The 23,270-nt window shown below is 53.3% G+C and carries 22 protein-coding genes and 1 rRNA gene; 14 read left to right on the top strand and 9 right to left on the bottom strand.

Going from position 1 to position 23,270, the window contains the following annotated elements:
* Positions 1 to 1,386: a TolC family outer membrane protein gene (locus EDC56_RS14965; RefSeq protein WP_123713386.1), complete on the bottom strand. Its 1,386-nt coding sequence runs from the start codon at positions 1,384 to 1,386 to the stop codon at positions 1 to 3.
* 168 nt (positions 1,387 to 1,554) lie between these two features.
* On the opposite strand from EDC56_RS14965, the gene EDC56_RS14960 reads away from it, so the two are divergent.
* From EDC56_RS14960 to parE, 4 genes are all read left to right on the top strand, one after another.
* Positions 1,555 to 2,022 (top strand): DUF1249 domain-containing protein, encoded by a 468-nt coding sequence (locus tag EDC56_RS14960; protein WP_148059430.1) that lies wholly within the window; start codon positions 1,555 to 1,557, stop codon positions 2,020 to 2,022.
* Between the two features lie 113 nt (positions 2,023 to 2,135).
* A complete protein-coding gene (gene cpdA / locus EDC56_RS14955; RefSeq protein ID WP_123713384.1) occupies positions 2,136 to 2,939 on the top strand; it encodes a 3',5'-cyclic-AMP phosphodiesterase in 804 nt (267 codons plus the stop codon).
* A gap of 42 nt (positions 2,940 to 2,981) precedes the next feature.
* Positions 2,982 to 3,563, top strand: coding sequence for a YqiA/YcfP family alpha/beta fold hydrolase (locus EDC56_RS14950; protein WP_162844205.1), 582 nt, complete (start codon positions 2,982 to 2,984; stop codon positions 3,561 to 3,563).
* Positions 3,564 to 3,658: 95 nt separating this feature from the next.
* Positions 3,659 to 5,542, top strand: a complete 1,884-nt coding sequence (parE, locus tag EDC56_RS14945; RefSeq protein ID WP_123713670.1) for a DNA topoisomerase IV subunit B — start codon at positions 3,659 to 3,661, stop codon at positions 5,540 to 5,542.
* A gap of 8 nt (positions 5,543 to 5,550) precedes the next feature.
* Here parE and rlmA read toward each other — a convergent pair whose 3' ends face one another.
* Both rlmA and EDC56_RS14935 read right to left on the bottom strand, forming a co-directional pair.
* The gene (gene rlmA, locus EDC56_RS14940) at positions 5,551 to 6,381 is read right to left on the bottom strand and encodes a 23S rRNA (guanine(745)-N(1))-methyltransferase (protein WP_123713382.1); all 831 of its coding nucleotides are present in this window, start codon (positions 6,379 to 6,381) and stop codon (positions 5,551 to 5,553) included.
* Between the two features lie 94 nt (positions 6,382 to 6,475).
* Positions 6,476 to 7,459, bottom strand: coding sequence for an adenosine kinase (locus EDC56_RS14935; protein ID WP_123713669.1), 984 nt, complete (start codon positions 7,457 to 7,459; stop codon positions 6,476 to 6,478).
* A 172-nt stretch (positions 7,460 to 7,631) separates the two neighbouring features.
* Between EDC56_RS14935 and mrcB the strand changes: the two genes are divergently transcribed.
* From mrcB to EDC56_RS14920, 3 genes are all read left to right on the top strand, one after another.
* A complete protein-coding gene (mrcB, locus tag EDC56_RS14930; RefSeq protein ID WP_211333723.1) occupies positions 7,632 to 9,992 on the top strand; it encodes a penicillin-binding protein 1B in 2,361 nt (786 codons plus the stop codon).
* A gap of 71 nt (positions 9,993 to 10,063) precedes the next feature.
* Positions 10,064 to 10,540 (top strand): tetratricopeptide repeat protein, encoded by a 477-nt coding sequence (locus tag EDC56_RS14925; RefSeq protein WP_123713381.1) that lies wholly within the window; start codon positions 10,064 to 10,066, stop codon positions 10,538 to 10,540.
* A gap of 90 nt (positions 10,541 to 10,630) precedes the next feature.
* Positions 10,631 to 11,221: an NUDIX hydrolase gene (locus EDC56_RS14920; protein WP_123713380.1), complete on the top strand. Its 591-nt coding sequence runs from the start codon at positions 10,631 to 10,633 to the stop codon at positions 11,219 to 11,221.
* A gap of 67 nt (positions 11,222 to 11,288) precedes the next feature.
* Here EDC56_RS14920 and EDC56_RS14915 read toward each other — a convergent pair whose 3' ends face one another.
* The 4 genes from EDC56_RS14915 to hemJ form a co-directional block, all read right to left on the bottom strand.
* Positions 11,289 to 11,948, bottom strand: a complete 660-nt coding sequence (locus EDC56_RS14915; RefSeq protein WP_162844204.1) for a TIGR04219 family outer membrane beta-barrel protein — start codon at positions 11,946 to 11,948, stop codon at positions 11,289 to 11,291.
* Positions 11,949 to 12,040: 92 nt separating this feature from the next.
* Positions 12,041 to 13,321, bottom strand: a complete 1,281-nt coding sequence (gene hemL, locus EDC56_RS14910) for a glutamate-1-semialdehyde 2,1-aminomutase (protein WP_123713667.1) — start codon at positions 13,319 to 13,321, stop codon at positions 12,041 to 12,043.
* Positions 13,322 to 13,501: 180 nt separating this feature from the next.
* Positions 13,502 to 14,296: a bifunctional hydroxymethylpyrimidine kinase/phosphomethylpyrimidine kinase gene (gene thiD / locus EDC56_RS14905; protein ID WP_123713378.1), complete on the bottom strand. Its 795-nt coding sequence runs from the start codon at positions 14,294 to 14,296 to the stop codon at positions 13,502 to 13,504.
* A gap of 133 nt (positions 14,297 to 14,429) precedes the next feature.
* Entirely contained in the window at positions 14,430 to 14,849 is a 420-nt protein-coding gene (hemJ, locus tag EDC56_RS14900; RefSeq protein ID WP_123713377.1) for a protoporphyrinogen oxidase HemJ, read from the bottom strand.
* Between the two features lie 211 nt (positions 14,850 to 15,060).
* Here hemJ and argC point away from each other — a divergent pair, with 211 nt between their 5' ends.
* The 5 genes from argC to EDC56_RS14875 all read left to right on the top strand — a co-directional run bounded on the left by argC (position 15,061) and on the right by EDC56_RS14875 (position 18,185).
* Positions 15,061 to 16,092: an N-acetyl-gamma-glutamyl-phosphate reductase gene (gene argC, locus EDC56_RS14895; RefSeq protein WP_123713666.1), complete on the top strand. Its 1,032-nt coding sequence runs from the start codon at positions 15,061 to 15,063 to the stop codon at positions 16,090 to 16,092.
* Positions 16,092 to 16,820, top strand: a complete 729-nt coding sequence (locus EDC56_RS14890; protein ID WP_123713376.1) for a DUF6776 family protein — start codon at positions 16,092 to 16,094, stop codon at positions 16,818 to 16,820. The genes argC and EDC56_RS14890 overlap by 1 nt, the downstream gene beginning before the upstream one ends.
* Positions 16,820 to 17,251 (top strand): bactofilin family protein, encoded by a 432-nt coding sequence (locus tag EDC56_RS14885; protein WP_123713375.1) that lies wholly within the window; start codon positions 16,820 to 16,822, stop codon positions 17,249 to 17,251. Before EDC56_RS14890 ends, EDC56_RS14885 begins: the two co-directional genes overlap by 1 nt.
* Positions 17,252 to 17,363: 112 nt before the next feature.
* Complete coding sequence (erpA, locus tag EDC56_RS14880; protein WP_148059429.1) at positions 17,364 to 17,720, top strand: iron-sulfur cluster insertion protein ErpA; 357 nt, start codon at positions 17,364 to 17,366, stop codon at positions 17,718 to 17,720.
* A 9-nt stretch (positions 17,721 to 17,729) separates the two neighbouring features.
* Positions 17,730 to 18,185: a hypothetical protein gene (locus EDC56_RS14875; protein ID WP_148059428.1), complete on the top strand. Its 456-nt coding sequence runs from the start codon at positions 17,730 to 17,732 to the stop codon at positions 18,183 to 18,185.
* Between the two features lie 7 nt (positions 18,186 to 18,192).
* Here EDC56_RS14875 and EDC56_RS14870 read toward each other — a convergent pair whose 3' ends face one another.
* Both EDC56_RS14870 and EDC56_RS14865 read right to left on the bottom strand, forming a co-directional pair.
* Positions 18,193 to 19,317: an anhydro-N-acetylmuramic acid kinase gene (locus EDC56_RS14870; protein ID WP_123713373.1), complete on the bottom strand. Its 1,125-nt coding sequence runs from the start codon at positions 19,315 to 19,317 to the stop codon at positions 18,193 to 18,195.
* Complete coding sequence (locus EDC56_RS14865; RefSeq protein WP_123713372.1) at positions 19,310 to 20,764, bottom strand: peptidoglycan DD-metalloendopeptidase family protein; 1,455 nt, start codon at positions 20,762 to 20,764, stop codon at positions 19,310 to 19,312. Before EDC56_RS14865 ends, EDC56_RS14870 begins: the two co-directional genes overlap by 8 nt.
* 233 nt (positions 20,765 to 20,997) lie before the next feature.
* Here EDC56_RS14865 and tyrS point away from each other — a divergent pair, with 233 nt between their 5' ends.
* Together tyrS and EDC56_RS14855 are read left to right on the top strand one after the other, a co-directional pair.
* On the top strand, positions 20,998 to 22,305 hold the full coding sequence (gene tyrS, locus EDC56_RS14860; RefSeq protein ID WP_123713371.1) for a tyrosine--tRNA ligase: 1,308 nt from the start codon (positions 20,998 to 21,000) through the stop codon (positions 22,303 to 22,305).
* A gap of 602 nt (positions 22,306 to 22,907) precedes the next feature.
* Positions 22,908 to 23,270: ribosomal RNA gene (locus EDC56_RS14855) — 16S ribosomal RNA — on the top strand; the annotation flags it as partial.

Here is a 23,270-nt window from a genome sequence, read left to right as displayed (position 1 = left end):
CTACTGCTTTGCTGCTAGCCTGGGGGCGTGCAGCCATTTGTTGAGGTCGTAGATGTCCTGTGGGCTGAGTGTGCCGGCCTGTTGTTTTAGCTTTAGGCTGCTGACGATGTAACCATAGCGTGCCGTCGCATAGTCACGGACGGCGCTGAACAGCTGCTCCTCGACGCTGAGTACGTCGACGATATTACGGGTCCCGACCTCATAGCCAGCCTGAGTTGCATCGAGGGCGCTCTTGTTAGAGGTGATCGATTGTTTGCGGGCCTTGGTCTGAGCGACGCCGGTGGTGACGTTAACATAGTAGGCGCGTGTCGCCTGCGTGGTGTTACGGACTGCGCCGGAGTAACTTTCGATAGCGGCGTTATATTGTTGGTAGGCTTGACGGCTCTGGGCGCTGATGGCACCGCCAGAGTAGATGGGCACGTTGAGGTTGAGGCCGATGGAACTGCCATTGGTGTTGTAATCGTTATAATCGTTGATCTCACCGAAATCCAGCTGGTTGTCCATGTCCTGGTAGCCTAGGGTGGCTGATAGTGTCGGGTAATGGTTCGCTTTTTTGGCCTTAGCGGACTCGTGAGCGCCGTCACGCTGAGCCTCAGCAGACTTGATCGTGTAGTTGTTGGCGCGGGCAAACTCGACCCATTGTTGAATGTCGGCGGGCTGCGGGTTGATCACCGGGTAGTCATCGGCAAGTTGCCAGATGTCTTTGTGGCTTTGGCCTGTAAGTACGGTAACTTTCTCCATTGCCACTGCCAGTGCCCCTTCATCACCAAGGCGTTGGGCATATGAGGAGTCGTAGGCGGCGCGTGCTTCATGTACGTCGGTGATCGGAATTAGGCCAACGTCGTAGCGCTGCTGTGTTTGCTCTAGGCGGCGCTTGTTGGCCTTCTCTCTCGCCTTGGAAGCATAGAGGTTCTCCTCCGCCTCGAGGATGTTGAAATAGTCTTCGGCGACACGAACAATCAGTGCTTGCTGGTCGGCGCTAAACTGGGCCTGAGCGCGCTCGCTCTCCAGCTTGCCGGCCTGAAAGTTAAACCAGGCAGGCATGTTGAATAGTTGTTGCTCAAGCTGGATTCCCCAGCCCTTGTCGGTGCCCTTCTGGTTGCCATCAATAAGAATGGGTGCGCCGGTGTCACTGACACCCTGTTGGCCGTCGATGTCGCGGTCGGTTCGGGTGTAGTTGGCGTTGGCGTTGATCTGCGGTAGCAGGGCCGAACGGCCGATATTTTCGCTTTCCTGGTTGGCCTTAAACGTCGCTTCTGCCTGGCGTATCTCGGGGTCGTTCATCACGGCGAGCTCGTAGATCTGCGCGAGATTATCGGCTAGAGTGGAGGCGCTAAATAGGGCGAGGGCGGCAGCTAATAGTGTCTGCTTGTGATTAAAACCCATGAGAAATCCTGTCGTTGTGTTTAGCTTAGTGAAACTTTATTCTGGTAATAGTCAGTAAAGTCTAACTAAATGAAAGTTGCTAGGCCTCAGCTATTTGCCGGGTCGCTAGCCGAGTCGTTATTGCTGTTGTGAAACTGGAGAGTACAGGCATGCTTAGAGCGTCGTACATTGGGTAAAGTTCAACATAAACTCGACCTACAGGGCCTGCAAGCTCTTTGTAGCATGAATTACGTGCGTCTAGCGCGCCTACTGCCGGCGGGCCGCACATCGTTTTGTTATGCTATTGCGCCTGCTAGTAGCCAGATTTGCGATAGCCTACTGTCGGTAACGACGGTGCAGAAGACGCCTTATACTAGCCTGTTAAATTTAGTTTATCTCATCGATGAAGCGCAAGAAAGCGACTTTTTTCTATTGCAGGTGCGGAGTTATCATGACGCACGGATGACGGAGGTGGTGAGCTGTCAAAAGCAGCGAAATTTTCAGCTGTACTATCAATACCCCAATCCACAGATGTATCATAGTGATGAGAAGAGACAGCTCAATGAGCTGTTGGCGCAGTGGCTGCGCGGCTGTGCAGAGCACGGCCGCAGCGTCGATGGCTTCGATGCCGGTCGCTTCGCCAATGTTCGCCCCTGAAAAGATAATCTTCTCAAGGGGGGAGTTTTCAAAAAGTGGACTGTGTAATATAGAGTGGCAGGTTGAAAAGTCTTACCGTGCCAGTTATCGACTCAAACGATCGGATGTAAAGCGTGCGGATACCAATAACCAACCCCAACTATGTCGACCTCGTTCAGCTGACTGATTGTCATCTCGAGGACAATGAGACGGGCTGTCTAGCAGGTGTCGACACCTTGCGGAGTCTAGAGGCGGTATTACAGGAATGTACCCTCGATGATTGCGACCTTACTGTCGTGACGGGTGATGTTGCTAGCGGTGGCGATGAAGTGTGTTATCGCCGATTCCTCGGGTTACAGGAGCGCTATCTTCGCGCCCCTTTCGCCTGGCTGCCGGGCAATCATGACGAGCCCGAGCGGATGGCGCAGTTTAAGCCACTCGATCGCGTGGTTGAAGCCAATAACTGGACCATCTTGTTGCTCGACTCTAAGCAGCAGGGGGCGGTTGCAGGGTTGTTAGGGGAGGCGCAGTTGAGCTGGCTAGCGGCACAGCTTCGCCAGCTTGAGAGTGAACATATTTTGATCTGCCTGCATCATCACGTGCTTGATGTCGGCAGTACCTGGATAGATCAGCTGAAGCTTGAAGACGCACCTCAGCTGTGGCAATTGCTGGCGCAAGAAGATACGTTAGGCCGGGTGAAAGCGATCCTATCGGGCCACGTGCATCAAGCGACAGATCTTGTTTTTCAAGGTTGCAGGGTGCTAACCTCACCCTCTACTTGTATTCAGTTCGCTGCCAACAGTGAAGATTTTGCACTAGATGATAACTTTCCCGGCTATCGTCGATTGCGCCTGCACGTTGATGGCCGGATAGAAACCAGCATCATCCGCATTCAAGACCGCCGCTTCAGCGCTGACTTAAGTTGTGCCGGTTATTGAAGAGAGATGCAATGACACACTTTATGACTGATGAGGCTAAGAGTGACCGCCGCGACTCCGACGTTGATTTATATCCATGGTTTTCAAAGCTCACCGCTGTCGCAGAAGGCCGTAGAGACGGCTGACTATCTTCAGGGGAATCGGCCCGATATTCGTTTATTGGTGCCTGAACTGCCCGACTACCCACTGCCCGCCATCATGTTGTTGGAGCAGATCATTGCCGGCTGTGACGGCCCAGTTGGTTTGATCGGCAGCTCGCTGGGAGGCTTCTACGCCACTTATTTGGCGGACAAGTATAATCTCAAGGCCGTATTGATCAATCCGGCCGTCGCGCCGCATGTGCTGATCTCAGATTATTTGGGCAAGAATGTTAATCCTTATACGGGCAATGTTTATTATTTAACTCATGATCACCTGAGCCACTTTGAACGCCTGCATGAGGCTGAGTTGCAGCACCCGGAGAACTGTTGGTTGATGGTGCAGCGCGGTGACGAGACCCTCGATTATCGGCTGGCGACAGCAAAGTATTGCGACAGTCCACAGTTGATAGAGCCCGGGGGGGATCATCGTTTTCAGGGTTATCAGCAGAAAATGCCAGAAATTCTGCGTTTTCTAACGCTCTAAGGGCAGATATCCATGTTATCGTCGCAGCCAATCTATTAAAGTAATTGCCGTCTTGGCAAGCCAAGCTTACCGCTAATTCCGTCTATCGAGGCAGTATGAGTTATACCGCAGAAAGTATTGAAGTTCTTACCGGTCTTGATCCGGTTCGCAAGCGTCCCGGGATGTATACAGACACCACACGTCCGAATCATCTCGCGCAGGAAATCATTGATAACAGTGTCGACGAGGCATTGGCGGGGCACTGTAGCCAGATTACGGTGACCCATCATGCCGATGGCTCGTTGAGCTGTACTGACGATGGCCGCGGTATGCCGGTGGATATTCATCCGGAACAGGGCAAGCCCGGTGTCGAGGTGATCTTGTCGACGCTGCACGCGGGTGGCAAATTCAGCAATGATAACTACCAGTTCTCAGGCGGCCTGCACGGCGTTGGTGTGAGTGTGGTTAATGCACTGTCGACCTTGCTCGAGGTGACGATCAAGCGCTCGGGTAAGGTGCACCGCATGTCGTTTAAGGGCGGCGACAAGTCGAGTGAGTTAGAGGTTATCGGTGATGTCGGTAAGCGTAATACCGGTACCTCGATTCGTTTCATGCCAGACGCTCAGTACTTCGATAGCAATAAGTTTTCTATTGGCCGCATGAAGCATGTGTTGCGGGCGAAGGCGGTGTTGTGTCCCGGCTTGAAGATGGTCTTCAACGATGAGGCAACCAGCACCAATAGTGAGTCCTGGTTCTATGAGGATGGCCTACCCGATTACCTGGGCAGCCAGACCGAGGGCTACGAGGTCTTGCCAAGCCACCCCTTTATTGGAGCGCAGGCGGGCAAGGCGGAGGGCGTCGAGTGGGCCGTTCAGTGGCTGCCGGAGGGTGGCGAAGTTACCGCCGAATCCTATGTTAACCTGATTCCTACGGCTCAGGGCGGCACCCATGTTAACGGTTTGCGTACTGGTTTGTTGGAGGCGATGCGAGAATATTGCGAGTTCCGTAGCCTGCTACCGCGCGGCGTTAAGCTGGCACCGGATGATGTCTGGGACCGCTGTTGTTACGTGCTCTCAGCGAAGCTGGCCGACCCTCAGTTCAGTGGTCAAACCAAAGAGCGACTCAGCTCTCGGGAGTGTGCTGGCTACATTGCTGGCGTGGTCAAGGATGCTTTCGCGCTGTGGTTGAATCAGCACACTGAAGATGCCGATAAGTTGGCGGAGCTGTGTATCAGCAACGCACAGAATCGTCTGCGTAAGAGTAAGAAGGTAGCACGTAAGAAGGTGACGCAAGGTCCAGCGTTACCAGGAAAACTGGCTGATTGTTCGGGCTCCGATGCCATGCGTGGTGAGTTGTTCTTGGTTGAGGGCGACTCGGCCGGCGGCTCGGCAAAACAGGCGCGTGACCGTGAGTTTCAGGCGATCTTGCCGTTGCGAGGTAAGATTTTGAACACCTGGGAGGTGGACTCACAGGAGATCATGGCCTCGGCAGAGGTGCATAATATTGCCGTCGCCTTGGGTGTCGACCCAGATAGCGATAAGCTGGAAGAGCTGCGCTATGGCAAGGTGTGTATCTTGGCGGATGCCGACTCCGATGGTTTACATATTGCCACGCTGTTGGTGGCGCTCTTCGTTAAACACTTTCGCGCGTTGGTCGAGGCTGGGCACGTGTACGTCTCAATGCCGCCACTGTACCGTGTCGACCTTGGTAAAGAGGTGCATTACGCGCTGGATGAGCAGGAGAAAGACGCCATCATTGAGCGCCTCAGCCAAGAGAAGAAGAAGGGTAAGTTACAGGTGACACGCTTCAAGGGACTGGGCGAGATGAATCCAGGCCAGTTGCGTGAGACGGTGATGAACCCTGATACACGCCGCCTAGTGTTGTTGGGAATTGACCAGGAAGATGGCACCGACGAGTTGATCGATATGCTGCTGGCGAAGAAGCGCGCCGGTGATCGCAAAAACTGGCTCGAGTCGAACGGTGACCTAGCGGAGGTCTAACTTATAGCTTATGTCGTCGCGCCTTCGGCGTGACGGTAGAGACTGACAACAAAGTCGGTGGTGCACTGCAGTTGTGTCAGTTCGTTGAGTTTTTGTTGGTCCTCTGACGAGGTCTGCCAGTAGTAGGGCGTCATCTGTAGCAGTGCGGAGACGTCGTCGACACCGCTGATGTCTATTTGCTGCCGCAGTGCATGTTGCTCAATCAACTGAAACCCTTCTACTTCGGTAACCGGGTTGTCGTGCAGCGTCGCCTGGCGATAGATGTGTTGACGTAGTTGATAGAGGTGCTCGGCGCCGGGTGTGACGACGATGAACAGGCCGCCAGTCGTCAGCACTCGTTGAATCTCCTCGCTCGGCGCGGGCGCGAAGTTGCGAATGATAATGTCGGCACTGCCTTCGGCGAGGGGTAGGTTATAGCTACTGGCGACGCAGTATTGGTGTGCCGTCGCGGCCTTGGCAGCAAGCCTGACGGCCTCTTTGCTGATATCGATGCCTACATACCGATGCTGTGGCACGTGGTGTCCGAGCTGTCGCAGGTAGTAGCCCTCGCCGCAACCCACCTCGAGACATGTCTGCGCGCCGCCGCCGGCTTCGGCGCTGATGATTTGTGTCAGCTTATCGGCGAGATTGCCATAGTAGCCCTGTGCCAGGAAGCGTCGTCGAGCATTGATCATCGCCTTGCTGTCGCCAGGGCTCTTGCTGTTTTTCTGCTGCACCGGTATCAGGTTGCAGTAACCCTCCTTGGCAATATCAAAACAATGGTTATTGCTACAGCGATAGAGTCGTTGTGTGTTGTGGTGCTCAAGAGGGGATTGGCAGAGAGGGCAGATCCAACTCATGGGTAGGGTTCCTGTGGCGTGGGGCAGGCGGTGACAAAGTATAGGGGAAAAAAGGAAGGGGGCAGCAACGAAGCCTGCCCACTTATACTGCCGTTTAGTCTTTCAGGCCGGCGTATTGTTCTGGTCTCAGGCGCGGTCCGAACTGGCTGACCACCTGGGCGGCGCTACGGCTCGCTAGAAGGCCAGCCTGTTCGAAGCCTTGCCCCGCAGTGAGCGCGTATAAAAAGGCTCCGGCGAACATATCACCGGCACCGTTGGTGTCGATGGCATCGGCTTCGCAGCCGTTAATGCTGATCATGTTGTGGCCGTCGAAGAGCAGGGCTCCATCGGCTCCGAGGGTGATGACGAATTGCTTGGCATCGACCTTGAGGCGCTCGGCGGCCTGTTCGATGTTGTCACTACCGGTCCAGCCGAGTGCCTCCTCCTTATTGCAAAAGAGCAGGTCGACACCGTCACCGATCATCTCTTTTAAGCCATCCTTAAAAAATTGCACCATGCCTGGATCGGAGAGACTGAGAGCGGTTTTGACGGCGTTTTGCTCGGCGTGTTGGCGGCCAGCGATGGCGGCGGCGCGACCGGTCGGCGAGGTGACGACATAGCCCTCGACGTAGAAGTACTTAGCATTGGCGAGTGCCTCAAGGTTGAGGTCGCTAGTGGCGAGCGTCTCGCTACTGCCGAGGAAGGTGTTCATGGTGCGTTCGGCGTCAGGCGTGATCATGACCAGGCATTTGCCGGTAATGCCTGGGTTGCGCTGTCCTTGGTCGCTGTCGACGTTGGCCGCCAGTAGGTCGGCGAGGTAGAAGTCACCGTTCTCGTCGTTAGCGAGCTTGCAGCTGTAATAGTTCTTCGCGCCGAAGTGTGCGGCCCCGATCACGGTGTTAGCAGCGGAGCCGCCACTGGCGCGCTTGCTGGCGACGAGGCGATCCTTCAGGTGCTCCATCAGTTCGATTTGACGTGCTTCATCAACCAGCGTCATCAAGCCTTTTTCTATGCCAGCGGTGCGTAGAAAAGCATCGTCGACTTCGATTTCGGTATCTACTAGACCGGCGCCTAGTCCGTAAATATCATATTTGCTCATCATAATTCCCTAGTTAATCTATTGCCGCGGTGAGTGAGCGGCACTGCTGGCCACTGTGAAGTTTGCGGCTAAGTATGCCTGTGACGGCGGTAGATTTCAGCTATAAAATTGCCCGCTTATTGCTGTAGTCGGCTGAGTTAGAGTTGAAATTAGGTATACTGGGCGATCCTTAATGACAGCGGTTGGCACCCCTTTTATGGCAGCAAAACCACGTGCGCGTAAACGCAGCAAAACGAAAACTAAAGGCAGAGCTAAAGGTCGATCGGCCTCACCAATTAAATCTTTGTTTCTAAAGATAATAGTTGTTGGTGTGGTCTTGTTTTTGGGCTTTACCATTTATCTCGATGCGACGATTCGATCGACCTTTAGCGGCAAGAAGTGGGAGATACCGGCGAAGGTGTATGCACGGCCGTTGGAGCTCTACAGTGGCAGTAAAGTGTCTCAGCAGCAGGTGCTAGACGAGCTGCGTATGGCTGGCTATAAGGCGGTCAATAAGGTGAATCTGCCGGGCCAGATTGCCTCTTCGGGGCAGCGGGTGCAGATTTATACGCGTAAATTCCACTTCTGGGATGGGGTTGAGCCCTCGCAGCGTGTCGAATTGAATTGGCGTGGTGGGCAGCTGCAGAGTTTACGTGTCGATCGTCATGATGCGGACATTGTCAGGCTGGAGCCGGCGATGATCGGTGGCATCTACCCCGCTCACAATGAAGACCGTCTCCTGGTGCAGTTGAAACAGGTTCCCAAGCCGTTGCAGCAAATGCTGGTCGCCGTTGAGGATGAGCATTTTTATAGTCACTTTGGTGTTTCACCGCGCGCCATTGCGCGAGCGGCGGTGGCTAACATTAAGTCCGGTCGGGTGGTGCAGGGCGGCAGTACGCTGACTCAACAGTTGGTGAAAAACTATTATCTCAGTGCCGATCGCAGTTTAATGCGCAAGGCGACTGAGGCGGTGATGTCGCTGTTGCTTGAAGTGCATTACAGTAAGGAGGAGATTCTCGAGGGTTATATGAACGAGATCTTTCTCGCCCAGGACGGTCCTCGAGCCATCCACGGTTTTGGCCTAGGAGCGCAGTATTATTTCAATAAGCCGATAGAGGATCTCAACCTTTCTGAGCAGGCGTTGTTGGTTTCGGTTATTCGTGGGCCCTCATATTATGATCCTTGGCGTCACCCCGAGCGGGCGAAGAAGCGCCGTAACTTCGTGCTCGGTAAATTTGCCGCCGCGACCAATATGGATCCAGAGGTTTTGGCTTGGGCGCAGGCGGAGCCGCTGGGGGTGGGGGCTGTTACCGCGAAGCATCGTGCTCGTTACCCGGCTTATCTCGACTTAGTGCGCAGCCAGCTACGGCGTGATTATCGTGCCGAGGATCTCAGCTCGCAAGGGTTGAATATCTTCACGAGTTTTGACCCCCAGGTGCAGCGTACGGCAGAACAGGCGCTGGAAAAACGTATTGCAGCCATTGCTCGAGACTACAAGCTTAGTGCCGAGGCACGAAAGCAGCTCAATGGTAGTGTCGTCGTGAGTCACCCACAGACAGGCGAGGTGTTGGCCGTCGTTGGTGGTAAGAATGCGCGTTATGCGGGCTTCAATCGAGCTCTACACGCACGGCGTCCGATCGGTTCGCTGATGAAGCCTGCGGTTTACCTCGCGGCGCTGGAACAGAGTGAAAAGTACACCTTGGTGACGCCACTATCCGATGAGTCAATTCGTGTGGAGGGGCGTGATGGTAGTGTCTGGCAGCCTAATAACTACAGTAAGAAGAGTCATGGCACCGTGCCGCTGCATCAAGCGCTAACGCACTCTTATAATCAGGCGACGGCACAGCTCGGTATGACGATTGGTATCGATAAGGTGCTCGATGTTGCTCATCGTTTGGGTATTGAAAAGAAGCTGCCAGCGGTACCGTCGGTCGTGCTCGGTACAGGTGAAATGTCACCCTTGATGGTGGCGCAGATGTACCAGACGATTAGCTCTGGCGGCTTCTACTCACCGATTCGTGCTATTCGTAATGTGACGAGCAATAGCGGTGAGCCGTTGAAGCGCTACCCACTTGAAGTTGAACAGCGTTTTGATGAGCGCGTTGTGCAGTTGATGCAGTACAATCTGCAAGAGGTGATGCGCGAGGGCACTGGTCGTAGGGCTTATCGCAGCCTGCCCGCAGATTTCAAGACGGCGGGTAAGACAGGTACCACGAATGACTTACGTGATAGCTGGTTTGCTGGCTTTAGTGGCGATCGACTTGCCGTTGTCTGGTTGGGACGGGATGATAATGAGCCAACACCGCTGACCGGTGCTAGCGGTGCGTTACCGGTGTGGACGTCGATTATTAGGCAGACCAGCCGTCGTGGGCTAGAGTATCAGCCTTTAGAGGGCATGGACTACCTGTGGGTCAACGATAAAACGGGCGAACTATCGGCAAAGTATTGCGATGATGCGCGTTACTTGCCGTTTCTGGCCGGCAGCGCACCGACTAAGCGTGCCGCTTGCGGCAGTGGCTCCCGGGTAAGAAATTGGTTCTCGGAGTGGTTATAATGCGCCTCCGAGGGCTGACGTCTTAGCGTCAGGTGTCTGTGTCGCTATGATAGAGAGATGAAGGTGTGAAGATGAAAACAGTGGATAAGTTTGTTTGCGCCATCGTATTGAGCTTGCTGGCTGGTTGTAGCAGCGGACCGATACGTGTGCCAGTGAGCTCTTCAGAAGGGGCGGTCGAGGGTGTGGTTAGTGAGCCCTCGACCGTGCCGAGTGGGTCGTCTAGCTCAGCTGAAACAGTTGATGAGCAACCGACAGTGGGGGCCGCGGTGCGTGCCGATCACTCAAGGTCGCAGTCTGCGGTCGATAAGTTGTTGTCGCGGGCGGCTAAGGAGCAGAGCGTCGGTAACTTGGTTGCCGCGGAGTCGTCGATCGAGCGGGCGATTCGTATCGCACCGTCAAACCCGCAGTCGTATGCGCAATTGGCTCAGCTAAAGGCGCAGCAAGGGCAGTTACACAGCGCTAAGCAGTGGGTTCGCAAGGCGTTGGCGCTACAGCCTTCGGCGGAACTGAGGGGACAACTCAAGCAGCTATTAGAGCAGTTACCCTAGTTGGCCTACTATCAAGGGGCTATGCGTAATAGTTAGCGGCTTTGTTATAATGGATGAATATAGCTACTAGCAGAAAGGTTGCAGCCGTTGATGACAGAGCAATACCTGAGAGAGAAGTTACGGGATTTTACGCCTCGCTTAGACGAGCTGCGTCACCAGCAGCGGCGCTCGGCGGTAACCTTATCGTTACGTGATAATGGTGGTGAGCTCGAGGTGCTGATGATGGAGCGGGCTCAGCGTGAGGGCGACCCGTGGTCTGGACAGATGAGTTTTCCGGGGGGCAGGATGGATCCGGGGGACCGCCATAGTTATGATGCCGCGGTCAGGGAATGCTGGGAGGAGGTCGGTATTGACTTGCGTAGTAAGGCAGTGACGCTAGGTCGCCTCTCCGATGTGCATACTCACGTTAAGTCGGGACCGGCAGCCATGTCGGTGTCGTCCTATGTGTTTTTCTTGCCCGAGACGCCGGCGATCGTAGCCAATTACGAGGTGGCGGACACGATCTGGTTGCCCCTGAGTTATCTGGCTGAGACGAAAAATCGTACCACGATGAGCTGGTGGCGTGGCGACAGTGAGTTGATATTACCCTGTTATTACTACCGAGAGAAACAAGTCTGGGGCTTGAGTCTGTTGCTGCTGGACGAGTTGGTTGCATTGTGTGAGGGCGCTGTTTCTCGTTGAGTGTAAGGGGCGCAGGAAGAAGGGGAGACGCCCGCCGAGAGTTTGGCGGACGTGGGGAGCGGTTACTTTAGAAGTGGTAGGAAAGCCCGAGGTAAGGTCCCTTCATGGAGCTGTCGACCTCGGCATGTTTTAGGTCCTTCATCTTCGTATCGAAGGTACGGTAGCCCGCCTCAACGCCCAAGCCTAAGATCGCTTCCCAACCAACACGTGCGGTAAAGTCGTAGATTTCTGTATCATTGTCGAAGTGACGAGCTACATTACCTGTGATGCCGGCGTATAGGTTGAACGGCAGCTCGACCATCATATTAGCGTAGAGCATTGGTACGGTGTCATCGATAGAGGCCTTCTGAATGCCGTTGTCTACCTTGCCATCGAAGAAGCGGCCGGTGAGACCGAGATCGAAGTGTACCCAGTTATCGAGGATGTTGTAGTAGAGCGTCGCATCGGTGTGGCTGAGGTCGAGCTCTGTCGAATCTTTCGAGCGGCTCGACAGGTCGGTACGCTGTAGGCGTGCGTTGGGCAGTAGTGGAATTGGGTGCTCGAAGGCGACATAATACGAGGTCGCATTGTCGTCGCTGTCGAGGTCGTAGTTGTAATTCCCTAGGTTACCGTCGCCGGATAGTTCGGGCTGCCATGAATAGGCACCCGCATAGATGCCAATATTATCTGCCTGTGCCTGACTGCATAGAGCCAGAGCAATAGCGCTGACGAGAAGAGTTTTTTTCATTGTCAATTCCATCGTGGTTTAAGGAAGTACTACAGGGAAAGTGTAGTACCATTTCGTCGATTAGGTGCCTATCTGTATCTATTTGTTAAGATTTACAGCTTGGCAAAGGCAGATTTAGCAGCCTCGAGAGTCTGCTCGATGAGGTTGTCGCAATGACAGGCACTGACGAAACCAGCCTCATAGCTCGCAGGTGCTAAATACACTCCCTGTTCCAACATATAGTGGAAGAATTGATTGAAGCGCTCATTGTTGCAGCTCATGACTTGTTGATAATTCGTGATTTTTTCTTCTTCGGTGAAGAATAAGCCAAACATCGAGCCAGCGTGGTTGGTGGTTAGTGGAATACCGGCGGCCTTGGCCTCGGCCTCTAAGCCGGTGACGAGTTGGCGAGTGGCGGCAAAGATGGGCTCGTAGAAACCTTCGCGAGCGATGATGTCTAACATGGTAAGGCCTGCGGCCATGGCGACGGGATTACCCGATAGGGTGCCGGCTTGATAGACCGGTCCCAATGGCGCGATGCACTCCATGATTTCGCGTCGACCACCGAAGGCACCGACCGGCATGCCGGCGCCAATAACTTTGCCGAGGGTGGTGAGGTCGGCGCGAATACCGTAGTGCCCCTGTGCTCCTGTGTGGCTGACACGAAAGCCGGTCATCACTTCGTCCATGATTAAGACGCTACCGTATTGATCGCAGACCTCCCGCAGCCCCTCGAGAAACCCGGGTACGGGTGGGATGCAGTTCATGTTACCGGCGACGGGCTCGACGATGATACAGGCGACTTCATCACCGATCTGACTGAAAGCCTCGCGGACACTGTCGATATCGTTGTAGGTGAGCGTGACGGTGTGATCGGCGACGGATGCGGGGACGCCGGGTGAACTCGGTACGCCCAAGGTCAGAGCGCCGGAGCCCGCTTTAACCAGTAGTGAGTCAGAGTGGCCATGGTAGCAGCCCTCGAACTTTACGATCTTGTCGCGCCCGGTATAGCCGCGAGCGAGACGAATGGCACTCATCGTCGCTTCGGTGCCAGAGTTGACCATGCGCACCATGTCCATGTTGGGCATCAGTTGGCAGAGCTTCTCCGCCATGGTGATTTCAAGTTCCGTAGGAGCGCCAAAGCTGAGGCCTGATTTGGCGGTCTCGACAACGGCGTTCAGCACTTCAGCATTGGCGTGGCCGGCGATCATCGGTCCCCAAGATTGGACGTAGTCGATATAGCGCTTACCATCGGCATCAAACAGAAAGGCACCTTCCGCTCGCTCGAAGAAAACGGGGCTACCGCCGACGGCCTTAAAGGCGCGTACGGGAGAGTTTACTCCGCCGGGGATGTACTGTTGGGCGCGTTGAAAGAGTTGTTCTGAGTTTGACATGATGGCTCTCGGCTTGGCGGCCGTACGCCATGAATAGGGCGTCGGCATGGCACTGTTTCGTGTGTGAAGAAGAACAGTAGATCGATTTAAGAGGAGGATTATCGCTAGAAAAACAGTAAAACGCTAGCACGGTGGGCGCGAGCTGTGAGTTGTCGACAGATCGGCTGTCGATAGGCAGCCTTAATGCCGGCTCTCTGCCCAGTAAAGGCGGTTGGGTAGAAGCTGGCCCATACCAATGCGACGGCCGTGATTGAGGCTTTCCCAGGTGTATTTGTGCGCCTGTTGCACGGCCTCAAGGAGGGAGAAATCATGGCTCAAGTAGGCTGTGATGCTTGCTGATAGTGTGCTGCCAGCACCGCAGAAGGGTTTTTTGATGCGTTGTTGTTGATATTGTTTGAGCAGACCATGGACGTCATAGAGGTGGCTGGCAATCTTGTTGGCCGTATTCTGGCAGCCGGTAATCAGGCTGTGTTCGCAGTCGTAACTGTGGATTTCGCTGGCACAGGCTCGTAAATTATCAGCCTCAGGAGCTAATAGATGCGCCTCGACGGTGTTTAATATCACGATATCGCACTGTGGCAACAATAGTGCCTGAATAGCTTGGATGAAGTGATCATCCTCAGGTTCACCTAGCTTGAGGCAGGGGTCGAAGACTACGGGAATATGTGGGTAATCGGTTAGGATGGTATGAATCGCTTCGATGTTATTACTGTTACCCAGCCAACCAAGTTTGAAGGCCTTTACCGGCATGTCTTCGAGAATGGCGCGTGCTTGCTCGATGATTAGTGTTGCTGCCATGGGCGTGCTGTGGTGAATGGAGAGTGTATCTTGCGCGGAGAGTGAGGTGCAGATTGGCGCGCAGTGCACACCGAGACTGCTAAGGGTTTCGATGTCGGCCTGAATGCCGCTGGCGCCGCAGGGGTCTAGGTGTGAAAAGCTGAGTACGACGGGGGGGTCGATGGTAAAATCAGGCATATCTCGCTCCTAAAGAGGCGGCCGCGGTGATGGCGTCCCCCTTTCTTATTAGTCACGGCCACAACCGGGCAGAGTAGACTTAGTTATAGATCTATTCTTTTCAGTCGTCAAAATGCTAGATCGTACGAGCCTATCAAAAGGGCCGAACCACCACTAATACGATAGCTCCGATTAATATCAGTACGGGGATCTCGTTAAACACACGATAAAAAACATGGCTGCGCTGGTTATTATCGGCGGCGAAATCTTTGACCAGCTTGCCACAGTAAAAGTGATAGATCACCAACAATAGGACCAGGCAGAGCTTGGCGTGGAACCAGGCAGAGGAAAAGTAATATTGCGGGTTAAAGTAGACGAGCCAAAAGCCGCAGGCGATGGTCAGCACCATGAAAGGAGTAATAAAACGGTAGAGCTTACGCTCCATCAGCTTGAGTTGCTCACTTGTGCTGCTCTCGTTGACCATCGCGTGGTTGACGAACAGACGGGGTAGATAGAATATGCCGGCGAACCAGGCAACCATGAAGAAAATGTGTAACGCTTTAATCCATAACATCAATCTATTTCCTGTTTGAGAGGGTAGCAGGCAAAGGGCGGGAGGCTGTACGTGATTAGCTTGAGGAGTCGCTTATTGGTCATTATAAACGGTGAAATATCCTTGTCTTTTCGATACGATACAGACTGTTATGCCGATTGCCTGAGTGGGCTTGAATCATAGCACTGGCGGAAGCAAAATTTCATTGATTTATTGGCGGAGTGAGGGTGTTGTGATTAAGGTCGGAATTGTAGGTGGTACGGGGTATACCGGTGTGGAATTGTTGCGCCTGCTAGCGGCGCATGCAGAGGTCGAGGTGGCGGTGATCACTTCGCGAGCAGAGCAAGGCGTGCGTGTCGACGAGCTCTACCCCAGCCTGCGTGGCCACTATGACTTGGCTTTTAGCAACCCAGAGGTAGGTGAGCTGGCGCAGTGCGATGTGGTGTTTTTTGCCACGCCACACGGTGTGGCTCAGGGGATGATGCAGGAGCTGTTGGCGTTCGACACTCGCGTTATCGATCTATCGGCAGACTTCCGTATTAAAGATATCGCCTTGTGGGAGCAGTGGTATGGCCAGCCACACGGTTGCCCAGAGCTCGTTGCCGAGGCCGTTTACGGTCTACCGGAAGTTAATCGTGCAGAGATTCGTGAGGCGCGATTAGTCGCCTGTGCTGGTTGTTACCCTACTTCGGTACAGTTGGGGTTACTGCCATTGCTGGAGAAGGGGTTGGTAGACCCGAGCCGTTTGATCGCGAATGCCGCATCGGGCGTTAGCGGTGCAGGCCGCAGTGCTAAAATTGACAACCTCTTTGCCGAGACCGCCGATAGCTTTAAAGCGTATGCTGCGACCGGGCATCGTCATCTGCCGGAGATTAAGCAGGGCTTGGCGGCCGCGGCGGGCGGCGAGGTGGGTTTGACCTTTGTCCCTCACTTGCTGCCGATGATTCGTGGTATTCATGCCACGCTTTACAGCGAGCTGCTAGTTGATGGTGTTGACCTGCAAGCTGTATTTGAGGAACGTTACCGTAACGAGCCCTTTGTCGATGTGTTGCCAGCCGGCAGTCATCCGCAGACGCGCAGCGTTAAGGGCAGTAATATTTGTCGTCTTGCGGTGCACCAGCCTCAGGGCGGGAACACCGCGGTGGTATTATCGGTGATCGATAACCTGTGTAAGGGAGCCTCTGGCCAAGCGGTGCAGTGCCTCAATATCATGTTTGGTTTTGACGAGCGTGAAGGCCTCAATTCGATCGCGGTGGCTCCTTAATGGCGGAGCAGCAACTGCGTCCGATGGTCATTCACTATCGGCCGAGGCGTTTGCTGTTATTGGTGTCGCTGTTGCTGCTCATCTTGTTGGCGCTAGTATTTGGCTGCTATTGGTTAGGGTATGACAAAGGCTTTCAAGCACAGCAGCAAACTGAGCAGCAACTGAGCGAGGTGCGTGAGCAATACCATCGAGCGCTCGCTCAGTTGAGTGAGCTGCAGGCTGATCTAGACAATGCTCTGACAGATAATAAGGTGCAGCATATCGTACAGCAGCAGGTACGAGAGGAGATCGTGGCGAACGAAAGCAAAATTCGCGAGCTGCAGCAGGATGTTGCCTTTTATCGCAGCGCCATTGACCCGGGCGATGAGTCGGGGTTAGCGGTTTATAGTCTCGATATCGTTGCCACGGAGCAGCCAGATCGATTCCACTATCGTTTGACCCTGATACAGCGGGTGGCGCGTCACAAAGTTTTGAGGGGGGGCTTGCAGGTATACGTGGTCGGTACACAAAATGGTCAAGTTAAAGAGTTTCCTTTGAAGGCGCTCAGTGAGAGTGTTGACAGCGAAGAGATTGAGTTACGTTTTAAGTATTTTCAAAATATCGTAGGCGAAATGATGTTGCCGCAGGGCTTTGCGCCGAAAGAGCTACGAGTGATCGCGAAGTCGAGGGGCAGGGTGGCGCAAGTCACCAATCAGGCCTACCCATGGCGAGTAGAAGAGAGTAAATAATGTTTGGTAAGAAGAGTAGTACAGCGACGTTTTCAAACGCCACCACATTAGTGGCTTACGGCACCTTGATTAAAGGGGATATTCAATTTGCCGGCACGCTGGAGATCGAGGGGCGAATCGAGGGTAATATTTCTGCCGAGTCAGGCAGCAAAGCGACTGTCCGTATACTAGAGCGTGGCGAAGTAGAAGGTGACATCAATGTGCCCTCGGCGATCGTCAATGGGCGGGTCGCCGGTAATGTTTACAGTAATGAACACCTCGAGTTAGCGTCGAACGCCGTCATCGATGGTAGTGTGCATTATAATGTGATCGAGATGGCAAAAGGGGCCCAGGTGAACGGTAACCTCATGCATGCGACTGATCAGCCAGAGGTTAAGGCAATTGAGCACTTCGCCGACGGTGTTGCTGACGGTGAAGCGGAGCCCTGCTAAAGTTGACTGTTTTACTTGGTTTAGTGGATAATCAGGCCAGTAGCTGACTATAGGTCGGCGCTGTATATGGGTATTGAGGTCGATAGGCTAATCGACGAAGAGGTTTTGCTAGATGTCCGGCGTAGAACAATTTGAGATGAGTGATGCCATGCTAATCAGCGATGCCGCTGTGGCGAAGGTAAAGATGTTGGTTGAAGACGAGGGTAACGATAGCTTAAAGCTACGCGTCTTTGTGACCGGTGGTGGCTGCTCAGGCTTTCAATACGGCTTCACTTTCGACGAACTTCAGGCCGAGGACGATACCTGTGTCAGTAAAGGGGGGGTCTCTATGCTTATCGACCCCTTGAGCTTTCAATATCTGGCCGGTTCTGAGGTCGATTATACCGAGGGACTAGAAGGCTCAAAGTTTATTATCACCAACCCCAATGCTAGCACTACCTGCGGCTGTGGCTCCTCTTTCTCTATATAGGCTGGTTTTATGGACAGGATGTCCACTCACCGCTCATACTTTCTTGCCCTACTAGCTCTGCTATTTCTCTGCGGCTCGGCGATGTCGTTTGCGGCAGAGCGGTCGCCAATTTATTTAGCCGATATTCGTCTGCATAGCGCAGCTGAACTCAAGCTATTGCTGCTGAGGGCGGATGCGCTATACCGGCAGAGTGATAAGCGGAGTTCGGTGAGCGAGCCGGTAACTTTTATCCTGCACGGCGATGAGGCTCGGGTATTTCTGCAATCTCGCTATCGACAAAACCAAGCCTTGGTCGATCTCGCGGCGAAGTTGACGGCGCTAAAGGTTATAGAGATTAGTGTCTGTGAGACCTGGTTGGGCGGCGAGGGGCTGGAAGCCAGCAGCCTCGTACCTTTCGTCGGTACGGTGGAGAGTGGTCTTGAGGCGTTAGAAGCTATTAAGCAGAGGCCTTTTCGCTACTTTTAGTGAGACGTTAAGCGTAGTAGATGCCGCCTAAGATATTGTCGCTCATCGCGCCGGTAACTGCCTGGCAGTCAACAGCCTGTCGATTGATCGCTTGTTTAGCTAGCCAGGCGAAGGCACAACCTTCAACCCAGTCGGGGTCAAGGCCGAGCTCTTGCGTGGTTGCGACGAGGTGTCGAGGCAGCAGTTCGGTGAGTCGCTGCAACAGGAAGCTATTGTGGGCTCCGCCACCACAGATGTAGAGCGCGCTCGATGTTAACGGGTGGTCACTGATTGCCGCGGCAATACTGCGGGCGGTTAACTCAAGCAATGTGCGTTGAACATCGGCATCTGCAATAGGAACGTTGAGGGTCTCTAGTTGCTGATCGAGCCAATCAAGGTTGAAGCTCTCTCTACCGGTGCTCTTGGGTAGCGGTAGAGCAAAATATTCGTGCTCAAGTAGCTTGTCGAGCAGCGCTTCATGTAATGTGCCGGAGCGGGCCCATGCCCCTGCGTCGTCGTAGCGCTGCTGACGCTTGCGCTCGATCCAGCTATCCATTAATACGTTACCGGGACCGCTATCGAAGCCGCAGATGGTGTTGTGCCCGAGGATAGTCGGGTTGCTGAAACCGCCAATGTTACAGATAACAACGCCGTCGGCAGTTCGCTTTTGTTGGTTGAGAATGTAGCGATGAAAGAGCGGTGCCAGTGGTGCGCCTTGGCCGTTGGCGGCGATGTCACGGCGCCTGAAGTCGGCCACGGTGGTGATCTGGGTTTCATAGGCAATGGTGTTCGGGTCGCCAATTTGCAGGCTGAACGCATGCTGATAAGAACGCTGTTGATCGGCGGGTCGGTGGCGGATGGTCTGGCCATGGCTGCCGATGGCGGTGATATCGTTGGAGTCGATGGCGTTGTCGGCCAGCAGTTTTTTTACGGCCTCTACTTGGCAGAGGGCGAACTGACGATCGACAACACCCATGAGCTCGATCTCATGGTCACCGCTACTCATGAGTCGGTGTATGTCGCGGCGTAGAGTATTGGGTAGAGGGTGGCTCCTTGTCGCCACCAGTTGCATTGTGCTGCTGAAATCGACCAAGACGGCGTCAATTGAGTCGAGGCTGGTTCCCGACATTAGCCCAATATAATAATCAGCCATCGTTCGAATCATCCTTACTAGTATTGGCGTATTGCCCCGAGATCATCTGCAGTTGCATGGCAATCTGTTTGGTCTGTTTTCTGAAGTTTGCCAGCGCGTTTTTACCGAGAGACTTGGCCTTTGGCAACTTGTCGAGAATGGTTCTTGGGTTGCGGTGTACGCCGTTAACGAGGAACTCATAGTGTAGGTGTGGCCCGGTTACGTAGCCCGTCGCGCCAACCTTGCCGATAATCTGTTTCTGTTTGACGCGATCACCCTTTTTGACGTGGCGCTTACTTAAATGTAGATATTTGGTGACGTACGATGGCCCGTGTTGAATGAAAACATAGTTGCCGTTGGCCTTGGAGTAACCGGATGCGGTGACTCGGCCAGCGCCGGAGGCGAAGACCGGGGTGCCAACTGCAGCGGCGTAATCGATGCCGCGGTGTGGACGCTTGGTTTTAAATACAGGGTGCAGGCGGTTGGGGTTGAAGTTGGAGCTGATTCTAGTGAAGTCGACCGGTGCGCGCAGGAAGGCCTTGCGCATACTTACCCCGTTTTCGTTGTAGTAGCCCACGTCGCCTTGGCTGTCGACATAGCGGAATGCCTGGAAGCTCTCGCCAGCGTTTATGTATTCGGCGGCGAGTATCTTGCCGTTGCCAATAGCGTCGCCGTCGAGATAGAGCTCTTCGTAGAGTACGGTGAAGCTGTCGCCTTTACGGGGGTCGAGGGCAAAATCGAGTACGCCGCTAAAAATATTGGCGAGCTCCATGATGGTGTTTTGTGTCAGCCCAGCTTGTTGGCCGGCGAGGAAGAGGTTGTTGTCGATAATGGCGTGTGACTGTTTGACGACAATGTCTGGCAGGCGAGTAATGGTCTCACTCTCGAAGCTGTCTCCCGCGAGGGTGAATTCAAGCATATTAAACTTGTTTTTATTGTAGCGTAGGCGGTGCAGCTGATTATCCTCGATGAGGAATGATAGCGTCTGCCCTGGATAGATGTTGCGCAGCAGCTTTGCGTTGTTGTTGCTAGAAACGAAGTGATGCACCTCGCGGGGGCCAAGTCCGGCACGGCCAAAGATAAGCGACAGGTTGTCACCATTTTTAACCTCTATGTTTTGCCACTCAACGGTCTGGTTTGTTTCATCGCTAAGACTCGAGGGAGTGCTAATATTATTGGCACCTGCTGCATTGTCGGTCGTAGTTTGTTGGTTGGAGGCTGTGCTTTCTGTGCGATTTAAATTCGTCAACGAGCCCGAAGCTTGATCCTTGAGAGCGTCGCTCTCGCTCGAGTTCAGCGGCAGGTTGATGCGTGTGCGAGTAGGCTGAGAAGGTTTGTTGTCAACGAGAAAGGCGCCGATAATAGTCAGTGCAAGGATGACGGTAAGAAATAGGTAGCCTTTCTTACTGCTTGATTTGTTATGTATTGTGTTGGCTTTGCGGGTTGCACCGCGGTGGTCGATAGACATAATAAAGTTAAATCTCTAACAAGATCAGCGGCGGAAAGCGGGGTCTTGTTTAATAAATGCGGTTAATTATTAATACTTGTAATTGGCAACGTATATTGTAATGTGCGCCTTCATATTCAAAGATGAAGCAGCGGCGCAGACAGTGAAAGGGTAATATTGCCCTGATCCCTCAGCGAGGGCAAGGCGCTGTTTATCAAACCCCCAAAGACTCGGTGGAGCAGAGAAGAGACCTCATGGCAGAAATACAGTCAGAATTACTAACAGAGCTTGATGAGCGTGGCCTCATTGCGCAGAAGACTGCGGAGCAAGAGTTGCACGCTCACCTAGAAGAGCAATCGCGTACTGTATATTGTGGCTTCGACCCAACGGCCGATAGTCTGCACATTGGTTCATTAGTGCCTTTACTGGCCATGAAGCGTTTTCAGATGGCCGGGCATAAGCCATTGCTTTTGGTCGGTGGTGCGACCGGGCTGATCGGTGACCCGTCATTCAAAGCGCAAGAACGTCGCTTGAATACTGAAGATGTGGTAGCCAGCTGGGTTGATAAGCTGAAGGCTCAAGTATCTCGCTTTGTCGACTTTGACTGTGGTGATAATAGCGCTATCGTGGTTAACAACCTTGACTGGGTTGGCGAGATGAGTGTTTTAGACTTCCTGCGCGATGTTGGCAAATACTTTTCTGTTAATCAAATGATCAAAAAAGAGTCAGTAAAGCAGCGGATAGACCGTGATGATAGTGGCATTTCTTATACTGAATTCAGTTATATGTTGTTGCAGTCATATGATTTCGCCGAACTGAATAAGCGCCATAGCTGCAGCATTCAGATAGGCGGCAGTGATCAGTGGGGCAATATTACCGGCGGCACCGAACTGACGCGCCGAATGAATGGCGCCCAGGCGTACGGCATCACACTTCCGTTAGTAACGCAGTCGGATGGCACCAAGTTTGGCAAGACAGAAAGCGGTACCATTTGGCTTGATGCGAAAAAGACCTCCCCTTACGCCTTCTATCAATTTTGGCTTAATACTGCCGATGCAGATGTGTATAAGTTTTTGAGCTACTTCACCTTCTTGAGCCCTACCGAGGTGGCGGAGATTGAGCGTCAAGATGCGCTAGCCGAAGGGCGCCCGCAGGCGCAGCGGATACTTGCAGAAGACGTTACAAAGCTAGTGCATGGTGATGATGGGTTGGAAGGGGCGCAGAGAATTACTGAAGCTATGTTTAGTGGTGATATCGCAGCCCTGTCTGAGAGTGACCTGGAGCAGTTGAAGCTAGATGGCTTACCCGCAAGTGATTTATCGGTGGCCGATGTAGCGGGGAAACCGCTGACGACGTTGCTGACAGAGTCAGGCATGGTGAAAGCTGGCCGTGAAGTGAAAGATGCATTGGGGCGCAAGGCAGTATTGATTAATGGTGTTGCCAAGTCGGCGGAGGATAATATGAAGGCGGAGGAGTGTTTCTCAGTCTCAGCAGCCCTCTACGGTCGCTTCTTTATCGTTAAACTGGGCAAGAAAAAGTATCAGTTGATCGAGCTGGTGTAGTCGTTCTTGTGAAAAGGCCGCCATCGAGCGGCCTTTTTTTTGCCTGCGTTTTGTCGTTGAGGATTTGTGGTCTGCCTTTTGTAAGTATGTTTACGTGTTTTTTGTCTGAAAATTGAGCGTTCTAAGCCCCTGACAAGCTTATTTAATAAAACGGTCAAAAAGCCCTTGCACCATCGCCACTACCTCCGTATATTTCGCCTCCGTCGTCACCGAGACAGCTCTCAAAGCCCACTCAAAACGACGCGGTGAAAACGCTGAAATAACCGTTGACACCAGGTTGCGATTCAGTAGAATACGCAGCCCGACATTGAGCGGCTTCGCAAGAAGATATGCTCTGTCAGAAGATGTTACGCCCTAGCGGCTGACAGGCTTTTTAACAACTTGATCAAGTAATTCGTGTGGGTGCTTAGCGCGGGTGAATGTCTCAAACATTCAGACGTAAGCAAGCATCTACACACAATACATGCAGATGTATAACTTCTTGAACCCTGTCTTTTTAGAGAGTGGTTTGAGATTGAGTAAATGTTTTGATTAGCGTCTGAGCCGGTTGATAGTGACCTTAATACTATCGACATCTTACTTTATGTAGATGTAAAAGATTTAAACTGAAGAGTTTGATCATGGCTCAGATTGAACGCTGGCGGCAGGCTTAACACATGCAAGTCGAGCGGAAACGATGATAGCTTGCTATCAGGCGTCGAGCGGCGGACGGGTGAGTAACGCGTAGAAATCTACCTAGTAGTGGGGAACAACCTGTGGAAACGCAGGCTAATACCGCATACGTCCTACGGGAGAAAGGGGGCCTCTTCTTGAAAGCTCTCGCTATTAGATGAGTCTGCGTCGGATTAGCTAGTTGGTGGGGTAAAGGCTCACCAAGGCGACGATCCGTAGCTGGTCTGAGAGGATGATCAGCCACACTGGGACTGAGACACGGCCCAGACTCCTACGGGAGGCAGCAGTGGGGA

The organism is Sinobacterium caligoides (genome assembly GCF_003752585.1).
In the GTDB taxonomy this organism is placed as follows: domain Bacteria; phylum Pseudomonadota; class Gammaproteobacteria; order Pseudomonadales; family Sinobacteriaceae; genus Sinobacterium; species Sinobacterium caligoides.
This window is presented reverse-complemented; position numbering and strand designations above follow the sequence as displayed.